Here is a 15884-nt window from a genome sequence, read left to right on the forward strand (position 1 = left end):
AAGAAGCTCCTGGTAGGAGGAGTGATTGTCTAGATCAACTCTTCCAGTACCAGGAGCTTCAAGGTGCTTTCTTACCCGTCGTCGATGTCGGTGTCCAGTCGCGCGCTGAACATGCTGGCCGAAGCCTTACGGCATGAACGGCGCGCGCGCCGGACCCGTTGGAGGCGCCTCGAGGCGGGCGAGCAGGCTCTGTTGGTGTTGGCCTACTTGCGCAAAGGCGAGACCTACACCGATCTCGCCGGCGGGTTCGGGATCGGGCTGGCGACGGTGTTCCGCTATATCCGTGAAGCCCTCGACGTGCTCGCCGCGATGGCCATACCTCTGACCACGGCGGTCGAGCTCGCGCGCCGGAAGGCGTTCGTCACCCTCGACGGCACCCTGCTGCGGATCGACCGGGTGGGCATGACCGGTGGTCGCGATCGCCCGTTCTACTCCGGAAAACACAAGAGGCATGGGCTCAACGTGCAGGTTCTCGCTGACCCGGCCGGACGGCTGATCTGGACCTCACCAGCGTTGCCGGGTGCGCGGCACGACATGGGCGCGGCTCGGGAACACGGGATCATCGACGCGCTCAATGATGCTGGAGTGCGGGTGCTCGCTGACAGCGCCTACCGCGGCGCCGGCGCGAACGTCGAAGTCCCGCACCGCCGCCCACCGCGCGATCCGGAGACCGGCGAGCGTCGTCGGCGACTATCGGCCAACGAGAAAGCCGTCAACACAGCCCATGCCCGGCTACGCGGGCCCGGCGAGCGCGCGAACGCACAGCTCAAATCATGGAGGATCCTCCGCAAGATCCGCTCCAGCCCACGGCACATGACCCGGCTCGTTGACGCCATCCGCAGCCTCATCCACGCCGACTGAACCCAAGTGGAAAACGCTCACTGGGATTGAACCAGTGACCTCTACCGTGTCAAGGTAGACAGTCGCAGGCCCCTGACCTGCGAAAATCGAGAACCAGCAGGTCGCGACCATACCGTTCCCGCCACCTAGATGCGGTTGAGTGCAGTTCAAGGAACATCCATCCTCCCAAAATCCTCCCAAATCTTTGCTCCCAGAGATCAACAACGCTCACCGAAAGAGAGCCGATCAGCTGACAGTCCCAACCCGGATGAGCCGAGGTGTCTACGCCCGTCCGCAGCGGTGACACTGAAACGAGCGAGAAGCCCTGGTGCAGGTCAAGGCGTCAACCAAATCCTGGGCAGACCCATCGAGTAGCCGACGATGCGGTTGAAATAGCAGTCCTTGACCCCACACAGATACAGCTTGCCCTCCGAACAGGGGTTTCATACCCTAAAGTCACTAAGCGTTTCAGATTCAGCACCCCGGGCAGCGGACTCTGAGCTGCTTTCTCCGACGTTGCGGGAGGTCAGCGGGTCGTGGCGCGCCATCACCCAAAGCATTATCGGGCCTCCTCGGGACGCATTTGCGTGGGCTCACACAATTCATTGACTAGTATGCGCCCGTGAGCTTAGCGCGACGGACCAATGACTCCCGAAAAAAATAGAACCCCGATAGCAAGAAAAAAAATTCCACCTGCGACTGCGCCCCACCTATGCCAGAGGAACCACCTCGCCAACTTCTCATTTGACATTTTTGGCCAATAACTACTAGCGTTTTTTGTACTGACCCGAGCGAAGGGTTTGCTGAACGCCACAAAAAGGAATCCTGCAACGGTAAGGATTGCAACTAATAGTGATTCAAAATTCATCTCGACTTCAGCCTCGGAATTATTGATGAAAGCTCCCGGCAAACTTGATCAAACCCTGGCGCGATGAAACATCATCGCGCCAGGGTTTGATCATATTACCAGAACCACTGCCAGGTATACGTCGCGTATACGCTCAGTGGAGCCACGCCAACACTTCCTCCACCAGAGGGAACGCCTGCGCTGTACCCAACGGCCCCTTTACCCAGAAAGCCTCCTGAGAAGAAGAGCTGCAATCCGCTACCGATCCCCGACCCCACGGGCGTAGTTGTCGCGCTAATACTGGCGTCCGGAGTTCCAATTCCCAGACTGAAATTCAAACCGTAATTTCCACTGGTGTCTCCTGCGAACCCTATTCCTACGCAAAGCAGGAAGCACGCTTGGCCTCCGACGTTGCCAGCCGGAGCAAGGCCGCTGGAGGGACTGTCGGGGTAACGGTGTTTCCAGCCTGACGCGCCGGGCGTGGGTCCGGCGGGACGGGCACTGTGAGTGATGAGCTCTGACGCTGTGAGCGCAGACCGGAAGAAGATCGGCAAGTCGGATCGGACGTTGTCTCCTGAGCAGGCCGCTGTGGCCGAGATGGTGGCGATGGCCAAGGACAAGGGCCTGGATTTGACCGGTCCGGATGGGCTTTTGAAGCTGTTCACCAAGAATGTGTTGGAAACGGCGTTGAACGAGGAACTGACCGAGCACCTCGGGCATGAGAAAAACCGTGCCGACTCGGGCCGGGATTCAGCGAATGTGCGCAACGGTTCCCGTCCGAAGACCGTGATCTCCGATGCGGCCGGCGCGATCGAGATCACGGTTCCGCGGGATCGTGAAGGAACATTCGAGCCGCGGATCGTACGAAAGCGGCAGCGCCGTCTCGGCAGTGTGGACGAGGTGGTGTTGTCACTGTATGCGAAGGGATTGACCACCGGGGAAATTTCCGCGCATTTCGCGGAAATCTACGGGGCGTCGGTGTCCACGGACACGATCTCCCGTATCACCGACACGGTCGTACGGGAGATGGAGGATTGGCGCAACCGTCCGCTGGATTCGGTCTACGCCGCGATCTTCATTGACGCTGTCGTGGTCAAGGTCCGGGACGGTCAGGTGGCCAACCAGCCCGTCTACGCGGCGATCGGGGTCACTGTGGACGGCCGCAAGGACGTGCTGGGGCTGTGGATGGGCACCGGCGGCGAGGGCGCGAAGTTCTGGCTGTCGGTCCTGATGGATCTGAAAAATCGCGGCATCACCGATGTCTTCTTCTGCGTCTGTGATGGCTTGAAAGGACTCCCGGATTCCGTCGCCTCGGTGTGGCCGCACACCATCGTCCAGACCTGCATCGTCCATCTGATTCGCAACACTTTCCGGCTCGTTCCCCGGCAAAAATGGGATGAGGTCAAAAAGGACATCAAACCGATTTACACCGCACCGAACCCGGACGCGGCACTGGCCGCTCTTGACGATCTCGATGAGAAATGGGGCAAGCAGTACCGGGCCATGATCCGATTGTGGCGCAACGCCTGGGAAGAATTCACGCCGTTCCTCTCCTACGACGTCGAGATCCGGAAAGTGCTGTGCTCCACCAATGCAATCGAATCCCTCAACGCCCGCTACCGTCGAGCGGTCCGCGCACGAGGACATTTCCCCAACGAACAGGCAGCGCTGAAATGCCTGTATCTTGTGACCCGCAGCCTGGATCCCACCGGAGCCGGCCGCACCCGATGGACGATACGTTGGAAGCCAGTCCTCGACGCCTTCGCCATCACCTTCGGTGACCGCTGGCCGGACGCCGAAACCTACTGATCAACACGCTGGAAACACCGTTCCTGCGAAAGACCCGAACCTGGGCGCGCATCCCACGGTCATATCACGGTCAAACCTTTGCCCGAACAACAGAAAACCCTGTCGGCAACAACGCCGACAGGGCTTCTCACCTGCATAAAGAATTGGTGCGCGATACTGGGATTGAACCAGTGACCTCTACCGTGTCAAGGTAGCGCTCTCCCACTGAGCTAATCGCGCGAGGCGGAGGCGGGAATCGAACCCGCGTACAGGGCTTTGCAGGCCCTTGCCTAAGCCACTCGGCCACTCCGCCGGACTCCGCATCCATGCCAAAGCCGGCTGGAACGCCAGAGAACCAGAGCGGATGACGGGACTCGAACCCGCGACCCTCACCTTGGCAAGGTGATGCGCTACCAGCTGCGCTACATCCGCCTGCTGCGACCTCGTGGCCCGGTGTCCCCGGGCCCGTCCGCCGCGTTGCACAGTGAACTTTAGACCACGCCCAAGATCGGGATCAAAGGGGGGTCGGCACCTCGCCCGGCCGCAGCCGGGCACAGCGACTTCGGCCTGATCAGCCCATGTCGAAGGGGAGCAGACGGGTGAGCGCGTCGTCGACGTCGACCCACAGGTTCTCGTTCCCCGGGACCACCACGTCGTAGGTGCGGTCCAGGAAGTCGGCGAGCTCCTGCGCGGAAGCCTCGAAGACGGCGTGCCCGGACGGCGAGCTCAGCTCGATAGCGACGACCTCGGGGTCGTCGACTGCCGGGCGGATCGTCACGTCGCCCTCGCCGGCGTGCGCGATCAGACCGTCGGCCAGAAGGTCGCGCGCGAAGACCCACTCGACCCATCCGGCGCGGCCGGTGCGGAACGCGGCCACCACGGCGTAGGGATCCTGGGTGTCGTAACGGAGTTCGACCTGGACCGGCACTGCGGGCGCTTGCGGAGCCAGCAGATCGAACACGGCCGTAGAACGGAGTGTCACGTGATCATTACGCATTGTCCTCCCCTTCCTGCTCCCTCCCGGTCCGTTTATCGACCGAGCAACACAGTTGTGACGCCTCATCGGGCAGATTTACTCGCGACTCCCGCATAGATCACCCGGACGGGGCATGCCCGACTTCGTTGGGCGATCAAGCGAGTGCACTCCGTGGTCGAAACTCCGGGGTCGGAGTGGTCGCCGGTTCCGGCCGATCCTCTTCCGATCGGACGGGCCCGTCGCCCACGCCGGAGACTCGATCCGTCGCGAACTCTTCCCGATCAGAGCGGCCGGCCCCGAGGACCCGCCTCGCCCAGTGCCCCACCTTCGCTACTGTCCGTAACTAGGTGGACTGTGTCCGAGCCCGGTCTGCAGATCGGTCGCTCACGCCCGGTGAATCCTTCTTCTGCGTACCCGCTGACCTCTGGGTTCACGCTTCGCAGGGTTCGCCTGACGTGACTCAAGAATAAGCGACGAAGGCCCTTCGCATTTTCCCGAAAACGCCCTCGATGAGATGTCCACCACGAGATGTCACCGGTTCGGGCTAATGGTTCTCACCGCGTCGGTTACAGCGCACGCACGACACCGAACGCGCGGTCGAGAGTCGGCTCACAGTGTGACCAGGATCGAAGGCTCGCGGCAGAGTCCAAAGACCCGGCTCAGGACGAACCGGACGATGATCCCAGTCACAATTGAGTCACAGCTCCAGGCGTCGAGCACCCGTCTGTCCGCTTGACAGCAAACCCCTGTTTACCGGGCGAGGGCACAATGGTGCGCTGCCGACACACCGGTGCGTGTGACCCAGTGCACCGGTCGGCACCTACCGCGACCGTATCCTGAGCGTGCGAACCCGACGAACGGCCCCGAGGTGGACAGCCCTGAACGACAAAGCCGAGCCGGAAGCCCGAACCACCGGTGCGGATCCGGGCAACCACGAGCAACCCAAGCACCCGCGCCTGCACGCGCTGCGTGAGCGCCTGCACGGCTACCGCGAGCACGTCCGCCGCCGCCCAACCCTGAACCTCACCTACCGGATCGTTCTGGGCGTGCTGGGCGCGACGGTGCTGCTCGCAGGGATCCTGATGATCCCCTACCCCGGTCCGGGCTGGCTGGTGGTCTTCGCCGGCCTCGGCATCCTCGCCACCGAGTTCGACTGGGCGCACCGGGTCAACATGTTCGCCAAGCGCCACTACCAGCGCTGGGTGCAGTGGCTGGGCCGCCAGAACATGGCCACCAAACTCACGATCATGGCCGTCACCGGCCTCGTCGTCGTGGTGACTCTGTGGCTGCTGGGCATGTTCGGCACGATCGGAGGCTGGCTCGGCCTGCGCTGGACGTGGTTGGGCTCCCCCCTGTTCGGGCCCTAGAAACGATCGTGTATTGTTCCTTTCGTTCGCCTCGCACGGCGAATGAACAACAGAACAAGGGCGATTAGCTCAGGGGGAGAGCGCTTCGTTCACACCGAAGAGGTCACTGGTTCGATCCCAGTATCGCCCACAGAACGAAGACCCTGGTCAGAACTCCCATCGGAGAAAATGACCAGGGTCTTTTTCGTGCTTCCCGAGCCGAAAAGGGAGAATCCGTTCAGCGACGGCTCGGCGCCGGCATTCCACCGTCTTCGTCGCCGTCATCTCGAAGAGCGTCCAGAATTCCCTCTCCCCCGTCCGCTTCGCCGGCACCACCTGCCAGCGACTCGCACGCCCGGTCGGTGACCGCGCACTGAGCCGGCGCTGTCGGTGGGTGCTGATTACCTGGCCGGATGTTCGAAACGCCCGACGAACTCCACAGCCTCCAAACCCTGCTCGACACGTCGTGGGCCGGCTCCAGCGACCACCTCAAATCGATTGTCCGGCCCGGAGAAAGCACCTTGAACGCCGAGCAGGTCGTCCGCGTCTGCCAAGGCATGTGCACCCTGGCCATCGCCACGGTCACCCGGCGCGGTGAGCCACGCATCAGCGGCGCCGATGGGCACCTCCTGCACGGTCGTTGGATCGTCGGCACCCACCGCCAGGCCGCCAAGGCCCGTCACCTCGCGGCGCGGCCCGGCATCAGCGCGACCTTCATGCGCGGCGAGGAGCTCGGCATTTTCACGCATGGACAGGCCGTTCCGCTGAACCCCGAGGGGACGGCCAGCGACCCGACTTGGCCGGCCGTTCGCGACCACCTCGTCAACCACTACGACGGCGACAGCGACGAACCGTTCTGGGACGAGAGCGTGTGGTACCGCATCGACCCCAGCTGGATGGTCGCCTACAGCGCCGACCCCGTCGGGCTGCTCGACCAACAACCCCAAGCATGAAGGGCGCCGGTCGGCGACGAAAACGCCGTGAGATTCCGGCCGAACCGAGACCGCTCAGAGCGGAGACACTCACCTCGGGGCGGTTGCTGTCGAGGTCAGGCAGCGCGGCGCTGCGATCTCCACCCGTGCAGCGCCGCGGCGGGCGTGCCGATCATGAGGGGACCCGCCGTCCATGCCAGCAATCCGCTGTTCACACCGCCTGATCCCACGATCGCGAGAGCGAGGACAGCGCCACCGAGGACGGCGACGACCGCGGCCTCGATCCACACGAGATGCCGAGCTCCGGCCAACGCGGCGAAGCCGAACCCAGCACCGAAGACCGCTCCCAGGACGATCCCCGTCGGCACGGCGACCAGAGCAACCACCACCGCCAGTCCCGAGAACCCGGACGAGGTCGGTGCCGAACCCGCACTGCCCCAGAGCCCGACCACGATTCCGTGGACGGCCCCGGCTCCTGCGCCGATCAGGACTCCGTCGAGAATGCTCCGCAACAGCACCCTTCGCCGCGAGAACGCGGGTTCAGGTCGATCGAACGACGCGGTCACCTGTCCTCCTGACGTCGACGATCGCTGCCCGCCCAGCGGCGTGCCGACAGGCTATCGGCACCGACTCGAAGCCCTCAAGATCATGCGTCCAGCGGTGATCCGATTCTGGCGATTCCTCACCGAAAACTCCTATTCTCCAACGTCTTTCGATGCACGATCACTCCAGGTTCTCGTCGGCGTAGACGGTCATGGCGTCGCGGACCAGGCCGACGGTTCCCTCGTCGTGCTTGTCGTAGTTCTCACCGAAGCGGGGATCGTCCACGTACATCTGGCCGAGGTTCTTGAAGTACTCGCGGCTCGGCGGTCCGGCCGCGAGCGCCAGCCACTCGCAGTGCCTCGCCGTGATGGCCTGGACCTCAGCGCTGTCCGCGGCCAGGCCGTTGCGGTGCGCCTCGCCGTAGTCCGACGCAATCCGCTCCTGGACGCGCTGGAACTCGCGCTTGTCGTCTTCCGACAGCGAGCGCCACCAGCGGTCACCTTGCTCGTAGGCGTTGCGGCCCCACCGCTCGATCACCTCGTCGCGGTACTGGGTGTGGTCGAATCCGTCGAGGACGTCGTCGGGCATCAGGGGTTCCCCTCTCTCCAGCTTGCCGAGCGTCGTGCGGACCGACGCGATGCGGCGGGTGAGCTGCTGGTGCTCCTGCTCCAGCAGGCCGAGGTGGGTGTGCAGCGCGGAGACCGCGTCCTGCTCCCCTTCGAGGACTTCGGCGATGGCGCTCAAGCTGACGCCGAGCTCGCGCAGCAGCAAGATCCGCTGCAACCGCACGAGAGCGTTCTGGTCGTAGTAGCGGTGGCCGTTCGACGCCACCCGGCTGGGTGGCAGCACGCCGACGTCCCCGTAGTGACGCAGCGTTCGGCTGCTCACGCCCGCCGACCGGGCCACGTCCTGGATCGACCACTCCATCGCCTTCACCTCCTCGACCTCGTCGGACCAACGCTAGGAGTTGACGTCGCGTCAACGTCAACCCTCGCCTCCACCCCCTCTTCTGCAAGTCGGAGAACCCGGCCCGTGCTCGTGCCCGGAGAACGACGATCGGCACGAGCTCACCAGCAGAACGATCCCGCGATCCGATCAGGAGCGATGCGAAGCGCGACGGGCCTCAACGGCACGCGCGTCCACGAGAGACACCGCCATTCCAGCGAACGACCTCGTCCCACACCGAAACCGATTGTCCCGCTCGCATTTCAGGAACTGGGCCTTTCGCTTTCGGGGAGGTCGTCGAGCGACCTCTGGAGCAGGCAGAACTCGTTCCCCTCCGGGTCGGCGAGGACCACCCACGTGTCCTCCGGCGACTGGCCGACGTCCACGCGCCGCGCTCCGAGGGTTTCCAGGCGATGCAGTTCTTCAGCCGTGGAGCGATCTTCGGCCCTGAGGTCGAAGTGCAGGCGGTTCTTGACCGTCTTCGCCTCGGGCACCTTGAAGACGTCGATGCGCGGCCACGCCCCGCCTGCTGGGCCGATCGCGAGGCCGTCCTCCTCGCGGTCGACGATGCTCCAGCCCAGGACCTCGCACCAGAAGGCGGCAACCGCCTCGGGATCGTGGGCATCGATGACGACAACAGCAAGCCGGCTGGACATCAGCTGAGTATGACCGCCCGCACCGACAACCGCTTGCGATTTTCGCCGCGCCAGGTCCAATGCTGTTGGCATGGACGCGATCACCATCCGGCTCGCCACAGCGGACGATGTGTCCCTAATCGACGGCATGCTCGTCGAGGCCGCCACCATTCTCCAGCGCTGACCTGCTCCGGTCGTGTCAGACTCAGCGCATGGCCCGACCGACGACGATCGACGAGTACCTCGCCGGGTTCTCCGGTGAGAAGCGCGAGTTGCTGGCACGGCTGCGGCAGCTGGCGGGCGACGCGGTGCCCGACGCGACCGAGGCGATCAAGTGGGGCAATCCCGCGTGGGTGCACCCCTCGGGGACGATCCTGTTCGTGTTCAGCGGCCACGCCAAGCACGTGAACTTCGCCTTCACCCCCAGCACCCGCGAGGCCTTCGCCGCCGACCTCACCGACTTCGAGACCGGCAAGGGGACGGTGAAACTCCGCTACGGACAACCGGTCCCGGAGGCGCTGCTCCGCCGGATGATCGCCCACCGGGTCCGCGAGCACGAGGACGACGGCGTGCTGTGGATGTGATCAGCCCGCGTAGCGGTCCGTCGCCTCGATCAGGACGTCGAGGATTCCCGGCTCGTCGTAGGCGTGGCCCGCATCGGTGATGATCTTCAGATCCGCCTGCGGCCAGGTCTCCGCCAGGTCGAACGCGGTGAACGGCGGCGTGATGACGTCGTAGCGCCCTTGGGCGATGGTGCCCGGGATGCCGTGCAGGCGGTGGGCGTTGGCGAGGAGCTGACCTTCGGCGAGCCAGGCTCCGTGCACGAAGTAGTGGGTCTCGATGCGGGCGAAGGCCGCCGCGAACGCGGGATCACCGAAGTTCTCGACCACCTCGGGCCGGGGCCGCAGGCCGATCAGGCTCGCCTCCCAGCGGCTCCAGGCGATCGCGGCACGCCCCCGGACCTGCTCATCGGGGTCGTGCAGCATCCGGTGGTAGCTGCGCAGCACGTCGTCCCGCTCGGCGTCGGGCACCAGCGCCACGAGTTCCGCCCAGCGGTCCGGGAAGAGGTTCGCCGCTCCACCCGCGTAGAGCCAGTCCAGCTCGGATCGGCGGCAGGTGAACACGCCCCGCAGCACGAGTTCGGTGACGCGCTCGGGATGCGTCTCGGCGTAGGCCAGCGCCAGGGTGCTGCCCCACGATCCGCCCAGGACCAGCCAGGACTCGATGCCGAGGTGCTCGCGGATCCGCTCCATGTCGGCGACCAGGTGCCAGGTCGTGTTGGTGCTGAGGTCGGCGCCGAGCTCTCCCGCATCCGGGGTGCTGCGCCCGCATCCGCGCTGGTCGAACAGGACGATCCGGTAGACGTCGGGGTCGAACAGACCGCGGTGCACCGGCAGGCAGCCGGCGCCCGGCCCGCCGTGCAGGAACACCGCGGGCTTTCCGTCCGGGTTGCCGCTCTCCTCCCAGTGGACGAGGTTGCCGTCGCCGACGTCGAGCTGTCCTGAGGCGTGGGGTTCCCGCTGCGGGTGGAGATCGCGCATGGCGCCATCGTGCCGCAGCGAATCGCGGTCCGGGAGCGATTTTCGCGCCGGCGTCCCAGTTTTAGTCCAAACTGAGCGGACATTTCGGACATGATCATGGCTCGGTTTGGACTAAAACTGGGATCACAGGCGGCGGACGCCCTCCAGGACCGCTTCCAGGAGTTTGCGGTTGGGTCGTTGGGCTTGGCGGGAGGCCTTGTCGGTGACGAGGTCACCGCAGTCGATGAGGTCGGAGACCAGCACCTTGGCCACCACGATGGGCGTGTCCAGGTGCGCCGCGACCTCCGCGATGGACATCGGGCGCACGCACAGGCGCAGGATCTCCTCGTGCTCGACCGAGAAGCCGCTGCGATCCGCACCACCCCACGACGTCAGCAGCTGGGTGGCGACGTCGAGGTCCGACCGCGCCGGGCGGGTGCGGCCGTGCACCATCGCGTACGGCCGCACCAGCGGCCCGGACTCCTCGTCCAGCCAGAGCTGACCGTCTTCAGACATGGTGCGGCCTTCACTGCTGGCGCAGCTGCGCCGCGGCGTCCACCCTCGGGGCCGAACTCAGGTACTCGCCGACGCGGATCACCATCAGGTTCATCTCGTAGGCGATCATGCCGACGTCGGCGTTCTCGTCGCCGAGCAGCGCCATGCACGCACCCGCACCTGCCGCGGTGACGAACAGGAACGCGGTGTCCAGCTCCACGACGGTCTGCCGGACGCCGCCACCGCCGAAGTGCTTCCCGGTCTGCTTGGCGAGGCTCTGCAGCGCGGAGGCCATGGCCGCCAGGTGGTCGGCGTCCTCGGGCGTCAAGCCCTCCGACCTGGCCAGCAGCAGCCCGTCACCGGAGAGCACCACGCCGTCGCGGGCGCCCACGACCCGGTTGACCAGGTCGTCCAACAACCAGTTCAGGTCGTTGTCAGAACCGATCTGTTCGCTCATTCCTGCGCTGCTCCTCGAATCGTCGGGTCAAGCTCGGTCACGGCCGCCGGCCCGGCGGGCATCCAGGGTTCCGCGTTGGAACGCCGACATGGTGCCACGAGTCCGCTCCGGGTGGAGCGCCGCCGTGTCGCGCGCAACTCCCCCGTCGGTGTCGTCGCGCAACTGCGGCGCCAGGCTCTGCTGGCGGTCGCGGCGCGGCAGATCGGGCCGCTCCGCGTCGGGATCGTCCGACGGGAAGCGCGGTTCGAACTCGGCCACGGGCTCGTCGATCGCGCTCACCGGTTCGGTCCGGGCCTCGCGGACCACGGACTGCCCGGAGGCGCGTTCGAGTGCCTTCTCGGCGAGCTGCGACATGCTCGGTTTGTCGGCCTGCGCCGACTCCTCGGCGACGATGTGCGGGGGCAGCAGCACGAACGCCATCGTGCCCTGCTCCTCGGCTTCGCGGAGGTCCACCTCGATGCCTCGGCGAGCCGCCAGCCTGGCGACCACGAACAGGCCCAGCCGGGAGTCGCCGCGACGCGTGATGTCCTCGAACCGCGGCGTGGTGGCCATCAGCACGTTGGCCTCGTCCCGGTCGGCCGCGCGCATGCCCAGGCCCTCGTCCTCGATCTGGATCAGCACACCGCGCGGGGTGTCGCTGCTGTAGACCTGGACCTGCGAGCGGGGCGGCGAGTACGAGGTGGCGTTGTCCATCAGCTCGGCGAGCAGGTGGATCACGTCGCCCACGGCGGCTCCGACGAGCGAGAGCTCGGGCGCCGCGTGGACCCGGATCCGGTAGTAGTGCTCGGTTTCGGCGACCGCCGAGCGGATCACGTCGACCAGGCGCACCGGCTTGCGCCACTGCCTGCCCGGCTTCTCACCGGCGAGGATGATCAGGTTCTCGGCGTTGCGCCGGGACCGGGTGGCGAGGTGGTCGAGCTGGAACAGGCCCTCCAGCCGCTCCGGGTGCTCCTCGCTGCGCTCCATCTTGTCCAGGGTCTTGAGCTGGCGGTGCACCAGGCCCTGGTTGCGGTGCGCGATGCCGAGGAAGACCTTGTTGGCGCCTTCCTTGGCCTGGTTCTCCTTCACCGCTGCGACGACCGCGGTGTGGTGGGCGGTGTTGAACGCGTCGGCGACCTGGCCGATCTCGTCCGCGCCGTAGTTCAGCGGCGTCAGCTCCGCCTCGATGTCGAGGTCTTCGCCGTGTTCGAGCCGCTCCATCACGTTGGGCAAGCGCTCGGTGGCCAGCAGCAGGGTGTCGTCGCGCAGCCGCTCCAGCCGGCTGACGAGCACCCGGTTGACCAGCACTCGGGCGTTGCGGGCGGCGAGCAGGATGCCGATCAGCATCGCGGCGAGCGCGACCAGGCTGCCGACGATCATGCCGATGAGGTGTCCGCCGGCGTTGCTGACCGCCATCAGCGCGCCGGAGCGCACCTGCTCCACCGCGACGCTGGAGAGGTCCGCGGAGACCTGCGCCGTGCTCTGCCGCCAGGCGGACTCGTTGACGTCGAAGTTGCCGGGGCGCTGCGGGGGGTGCTCGATCAGCTGGTTCTCCAGCTGGCCGAGCTGCGTCCAGGCGGGTCCCTTCTGCAGCCGCTCGGCGATGTCGCCGGCGCGCGCCTCCGCTGCGGGGACTTCGGCGGCGAGGGTGTTGCGGTAGGAACCGACGAGCTGGGCGAATTCGAGGTGGTCGGTGGTGCTGAACTCGCCTGCCGCGAGCGCGGCGGTGCCGATCGAGGCGGCGCGCGACATCTGGTCGGCCGCGCGGAACAGCTCGGTGCCCACGTGCCCGGCGTGGCCGCTCTCGGTGTCGGCGATGGTGTCGGTGTAGGCCTCGAACACGTCGAGCCCGGCGTCGAGGACCTCGTTGTAGTAGCCCAGGGCCTCGTTCCGGCTGACCTGCCCGGATTCGACGCGCTGCCGCTGCTTGGGCAACTGGGCCAGCAGACCGTCCAAGGACTTGATCTTGCCCGCGATCTCCGGGGAGCTCGACTCGCCCGCGGTCCGCAGCGTGCGGCGCATCTCACCGACGGTGCGGTCGGTCTTGGGTCGCTGAGCGGCCAGCGCGGCCGGATCGGCACCGCTGGAGCTCAACCGGTCCACGACGAGCCGTCGCTCCTCCTGCAACGCCGCGAAGGCGTCGGCGGTCGGGATGGCGGCGTCGCGGATCTCCGTGGCGACCATCCGGGAGTAGAACCCCTGGTAGATCGGCACAGCGGAGAACGCCAGCCAGATCGCCAGCAGGATGATGCTGGGCACCAGCCCGACGCGCGTCAGGCGGGCCCGGATCGTCTTGTGCTCACTACCCGAACTGCTCCGCGTCACAGCGCCTCGTAACCGTCGAACCGGCCGCGGTTCGGCGCGTGCGCCAGAATCGCGACTCAACTCAGCAGGGCTCCGCGACCGGGGATGCGGCGCGGAATTCGGCATCAGCATGAGCCACGCGAGCCCGAGACTCACTGCTCGTAATCAAGCCGATACCACTGTCAGCAACGAACTTCGTTCGCCCGACAGGATGAACGAACCTTAGCACAGGGTGATCTTGAGGCCGGATGAACGCCGCCTTCCGACCCATCCCCGGGAAACGGGTGATCAGGACATTTCCCAGGACGACTCGACCCTCCTGGAATCCCCGCATCCGGGCGCGCAGGATGGCGGCATGACCAACGACGTGGCGATCATCGGTGGCGGGATCGTGGGGCTGGCCACGGCTCACGCGCTCAGCGAGCGGCACCCCGGCCACCGGATCACGGTGCTGGACAAGGAACGCCACTGGGGCGCGCACCAGACCGGGCACAACTCCGGCGTCATCCACAGTGGACTCTACTACGCGCCGGGCAGCGCGAAGTCGCGGTTCGCGCGGGCCGGCGGCGAAGCCATGTACCGCTTCTGCACCGATCACGGAATCCCGGTGCGGCGCACCGGGAAAGTGGTGGTCGCCACCTCGAACGATCAACTCCCCCGTCTCGCCGAGCTGCAACGGCGGGGTGAGGCCAACGGCGTGCAGGCCCACGAACTGGACCTGATCGGCCTGCGCGAGCGAGAACCCCACGTGCGCGGGGTGCGCGCGCTGCTCGTGCCCGACGCGGGCATCACCGACTTCGCGGCGGTCAGCGCGAAGCTCGCCGACCTGCTGGCCGAGCGCGGCGTCGACCTGCGTCCCGCGACCGAACTGCTCGGGGTCCGCCGCGACGGTGCCGAGCTGGTGCTGCGCACCAACCGGGGCGAGGTCCGCACCCGGCGCGCGGTCAACTGCGCGGGCCTGCACAGCGACGCCGTCGCCGAGCTCGCCGGAACGACCCCGCCCGCGCGGATCCTGCCGTTCCGCGGCGAGTACTACGAGACCACCTCGTTCACCCGCGACCTGGTCAACGCGCTGGTCTACCCGGTGCCGGATCCGGCGTTCCCGTTCCTGGGCGTGCACCTGACCCGCATGATCGACGGAAGCCTGCACGTGGGACCGAACGCGGTGCCCGCGCTCTCGCGCGAGGGGTACCGCTGGGGTGCGATCTCACCCCGTCACCTGCAGCGCCTGGTCACCGACCCGGGACTGCGCGTGCTGGCCAAGAAGCACTGGCGCGCCGGAGCGACCGAGATCGCGCGCTCCGCGCTCAAACCGCTGTTCCTGCGGGCCGCCCGCTCCTTGCTCCCCGACCTGCGCGGACACGACCTGCTGCCCGCCGAAGCGGGTGTGCGGGCCCAGGCCGTCGCGCCCGACGGAACCCTCGTCGACGACTTCCTGGTGGTTGAGGACGAGAACTGGGTGCACGTCCTCAACGCCCCCTCCCCCGCGGCCACGGCCTCCCTGCTGATCGGCAAGGACATCGCGAACCGCCTGGACTCCCGCGGCTGAGTTCGAACTTCGCGCGAGGTTCGAACTCACTCGCTCGACTGGGTGAGGTCTTCGAGGTACTCCTGCAGGGTCTTGCCGAGCAGGTAGGCATCGGCCGGGGCGACCATGGTGAAGGTGTCGTCCGGCGATTCCGGGATGACCGCCGACCGCCCGGTGGGCGAGTGCCGGACCTCGATGCCGTGACGCCACCGCTGGAACGCGCCGTCCTCGTCCCGGTAGGCGACCCGCAGCCAGGCCTCGGTGCCGTCGCCGCGGGCGAGCAGGTCGGCCACCGCGCGCGCGTCGTCGGTCGGGACCTCCCGCTGCTTGAGCTCGTAGGCGAGCCAGTCGGCGGCCTGGTCCCGCTCGGCCGATTCCACCCGGGCCTCGGAGAGCTCGCGGGTCGGGACCGTGACCTCGCAGCCATCCGCCGGCTCGGACTTGGGCAGGCACCCGACGAGCGCCGGCCAGGGGGCGTCGGGGCGCACGACGTCGGCGGTCACGTCCTCGCCGCGCGCTCGGACCCGGATCCCGCCGCCGTCGCCGACCGCGACGATCGCGCGCAGCTCCGGCTCGTCCGCGACGCGCACCTCGGCCAGGCCGAAGACCGAAGCGCGGGTGAGGACCCGCGCCACCTCCTGCCCCTGCTCCGACAGGTCACCGGGCGCGGGTGCGACGCCCAGGAATTCCGCGACCTCCGGCACCACGTCCACCAGCAGCGCACCGAGTTCGCGCTGTCCGAACTGCAC

15 protein-coding genes and 4 tRNA genes are annotated in these 15884 nt (G+C 66.7%); 7 read left to right on the forward strand and 12 right to left on the reverse strand.

The window, feature by feature from the left end:
- Positions 1–63: 63 nt before the first annotated feature.
- Both FHU35_RS06025 and FHU35_RS06030 read left to right on the forward strand, forming a co-directional pair.
- A complete protein-coding gene (locus FHU35_RS06025) occupies positions 64–861 on the forward strand; it encodes a transposase family protein (protein WP_145737355.1) in 798 nt (265 codons plus the stop codon).
- Positions 862–2284: 1423 nt separating this feature from the next.
- Entirely contained in the window at positions 2285–3496 is a 1212-nt protein-coding gene (locus FHU35_RS06030) for an IS256 family transposase (protein WP_246110163.1), read from the forward strand.
- A gap of 144 nt (positions 3497–3640) precedes the next feature.
- Here FHU35_RS06030 and FHU35_RS06035 read toward each other — a convergent pair.
- From FHU35_RS06035 to FHU35_RS06050, 4 genes are all read right to left on the reverse strand, one after another.
- Positions 3641–3715, reverse strand: a tRNA-Val gene (locus FHU35_RS06035).
- A 1-nt stretch (position 3716) separates the two neighbouring features.
- Positions 3717–3788, reverse strand: a tRNA-Cys gene (locus tag FHU35_RS06040).
- Between the two features lie 46 nt (positions 3789–3834).
- A tRNA-Gly gene (locus tag FHU35_RS06045) sits at positions 3835–3907 on the reverse strand.
- Positions 3908–4046: 139 nt separating this feature from the next.
- Complete coding sequence (locus FHU35_RS06050) at positions 4047–4472, reverse strand: SsgA family sporulation/cell division regulator (RefSeq protein WP_093412952.1); 426 nt, start codon at positions 4470–4472, stop codon at positions 4047–4049.
- 821 nt (positions 4473–5293) lie between these two features.
- On the opposite strand from FHU35_RS06050, the gene FHU35_RS06055 reads away from it, so the two are divergent.
- From FHU35_RS06055 to FHU35_RS06065, 3 genes are all read left to right on the forward strand, one after another.
- Positions 5294–5818 carry a TIGR02611 family protein gene (locus tag FHU35_RS06055; RefSeq protein ID WP_246110092.1) on the forward strand — a complete coding sequence of 175 codons (525 nt, stop codon included), beginning with the start codon at positions 5294–5296 and terminating at the stop codon, positions 5816–5818.
- Between the two features lie 58 nt (positions 5819–5876).
- Positions 5877–5948, forward strand: a tRNA-Val gene (locus tag FHU35_RS06060).
- A 262-nt stretch (positions 5949–6210) separates the two neighbouring features.
- A complete protein-coding gene (locus FHU35_RS06065; RefSeq protein WP_145737356.1) occupies positions 6211–6750 on the forward strand; it encodes a pyridoxamine 5'-phosphate oxidase family protein in 540 nt (179 codons plus the stop codon).
- 95 nt (positions 6751–6845) lie between these two features.
- On the opposite strand, the gene FHU35_RS06070 is transcribed toward FHU35_RS06065, so the two are convergent.
- From FHU35_RS06070 to FHU35_RS06080, 3 genes are all read right to left on the reverse strand, one after another.
- Complete coding sequence (locus FHU35_RS06070) at positions 6846–7295, reverse strand: hypothetical protein (RefSeq protein WP_145737357.1); 450 nt, start codon at positions 7293–7295, stop codon at positions 6846–6848.
- Between the two features lie 157 nt (positions 7296–7452).
- Positions 7453–8199 (reverse strand): MerR family transcriptional regulator, encoded by a 747-nt coding sequence (locus FHU35_RS06075; RefSeq protein WP_145737358.1) that lies wholly within the window; start codon positions 8197–8199, stop codon positions 7453–7455.
- Positions 8200–8480: 281 nt separating this feature from the next.
- On the reverse strand, positions 8481–8960 hold the full coding sequence (locus FHU35_RS06080; protein WP_342788490.1) for a VOC family protein: 480 nt from the start codon (positions 8958–8960) through the stop codon (positions 8481–8483).
- Positions 8961–9064: 104 nt separating this feature from the next.
- Here FHU35_RS06080 and FHU35_RS06085 point away from each other — a divergent pair, with 104 nt between their 5' ends.
- Positions 9065–9436: an iron chaperone gene (locus tag FHU35_RS06085; protein WP_145737359.1), complete on the forward strand. Its 372-nt coding sequence runs from the start codon at positions 9065–9067 to the stop codon at positions 9434–9436.
- Here FHU35_RS06085 and pip read toward each other — a convergent pair whose 3' ends face one another.
- The 4 genes from pip to FHU35_RS06105 all read right to left on the reverse strand — a co-directional run bounded on the left by pip (position 9437) and on the right by FHU35_RS06105 (position 13628).
- Complete coding sequence (gene pip / locus FHU35_RS06090; protein WP_145737360.1) at positions 9437–10393, reverse strand: prolyl aminopeptidase; 957 nt, start codon at positions 10391–10393, stop codon at positions 9437–9439.
- 123 nt (positions 10394–10516) lie between these two features.
- On the reverse strand, positions 10517–10888 hold the full coding sequence (locus tag FHU35_RS06095) for a DUF742 domain-containing protein (RefSeq protein WP_145737361.1): 372 nt from the start codon (positions 10886–10888) through the stop codon (positions 10517–10519).
- A gap of 10 nt (positions 10889–10898) precedes the next feature.
- Positions 10899–11324 (reverse strand): roadblock/LC7 domain-containing protein, encoded by a 426-nt coding sequence (locus FHU35_RS06100; protein ID WP_145737362.1) that lies wholly within the window; start codon positions 11322–11324, stop codon positions 10899–10901.
- 27 nt (positions 11325–11351) lie between these two features.
- The gene (locus FHU35_RS06105) at positions 11352–13628 is read right to left on the reverse strand and encodes a sensor histidine kinase (RefSeq protein WP_246110093.1); all 2277 of its coding nucleotides are present in this window, start codon (positions 13626–13628) and stop codon (positions 11352–11354) included.
- Between the two features lie 334 nt (positions 13629–13962).
- Here FHU35_RS06105 and lhgO point away from each other — a divergent pair, with 334 nt between their 5' ends.
- A complete protein-coding gene (gene lhgO, locus FHU35_RS06110) occupies positions 13963–15156 on the forward strand; it encodes an L-2-hydroxyglutarate oxidase (RefSeq protein WP_145737363.1) in 1194 nt (397 codons plus the stop codon).
- A 26-nt stretch (positions 15157–15182) separates the two neighbouring features.
- Here the strand turns inward: lhgO and FHU35_RS06115 are convergent, their stop codons facing one another.
- Positions 15183–15884, reverse strand: a complete 702-nt coding sequence (locus tag FHU35_RS06115; RefSeq protein WP_145737364.1) for an ESX secretion-associated protein EspG — start codon at positions 15882–15884, stop codon at positions 15183–15185.

Source organism: Saccharopolyspora dendranthemae (assembly GCF_007829955.1).
In the GTDB taxonomy this organism is placed as follows: Bacteria; Actinomycetota; Actinomycetes; order Mycobacteriales; family Pseudonocardiaceae; genus Saccharopolyspora; species Saccharopolyspora dendranthemae.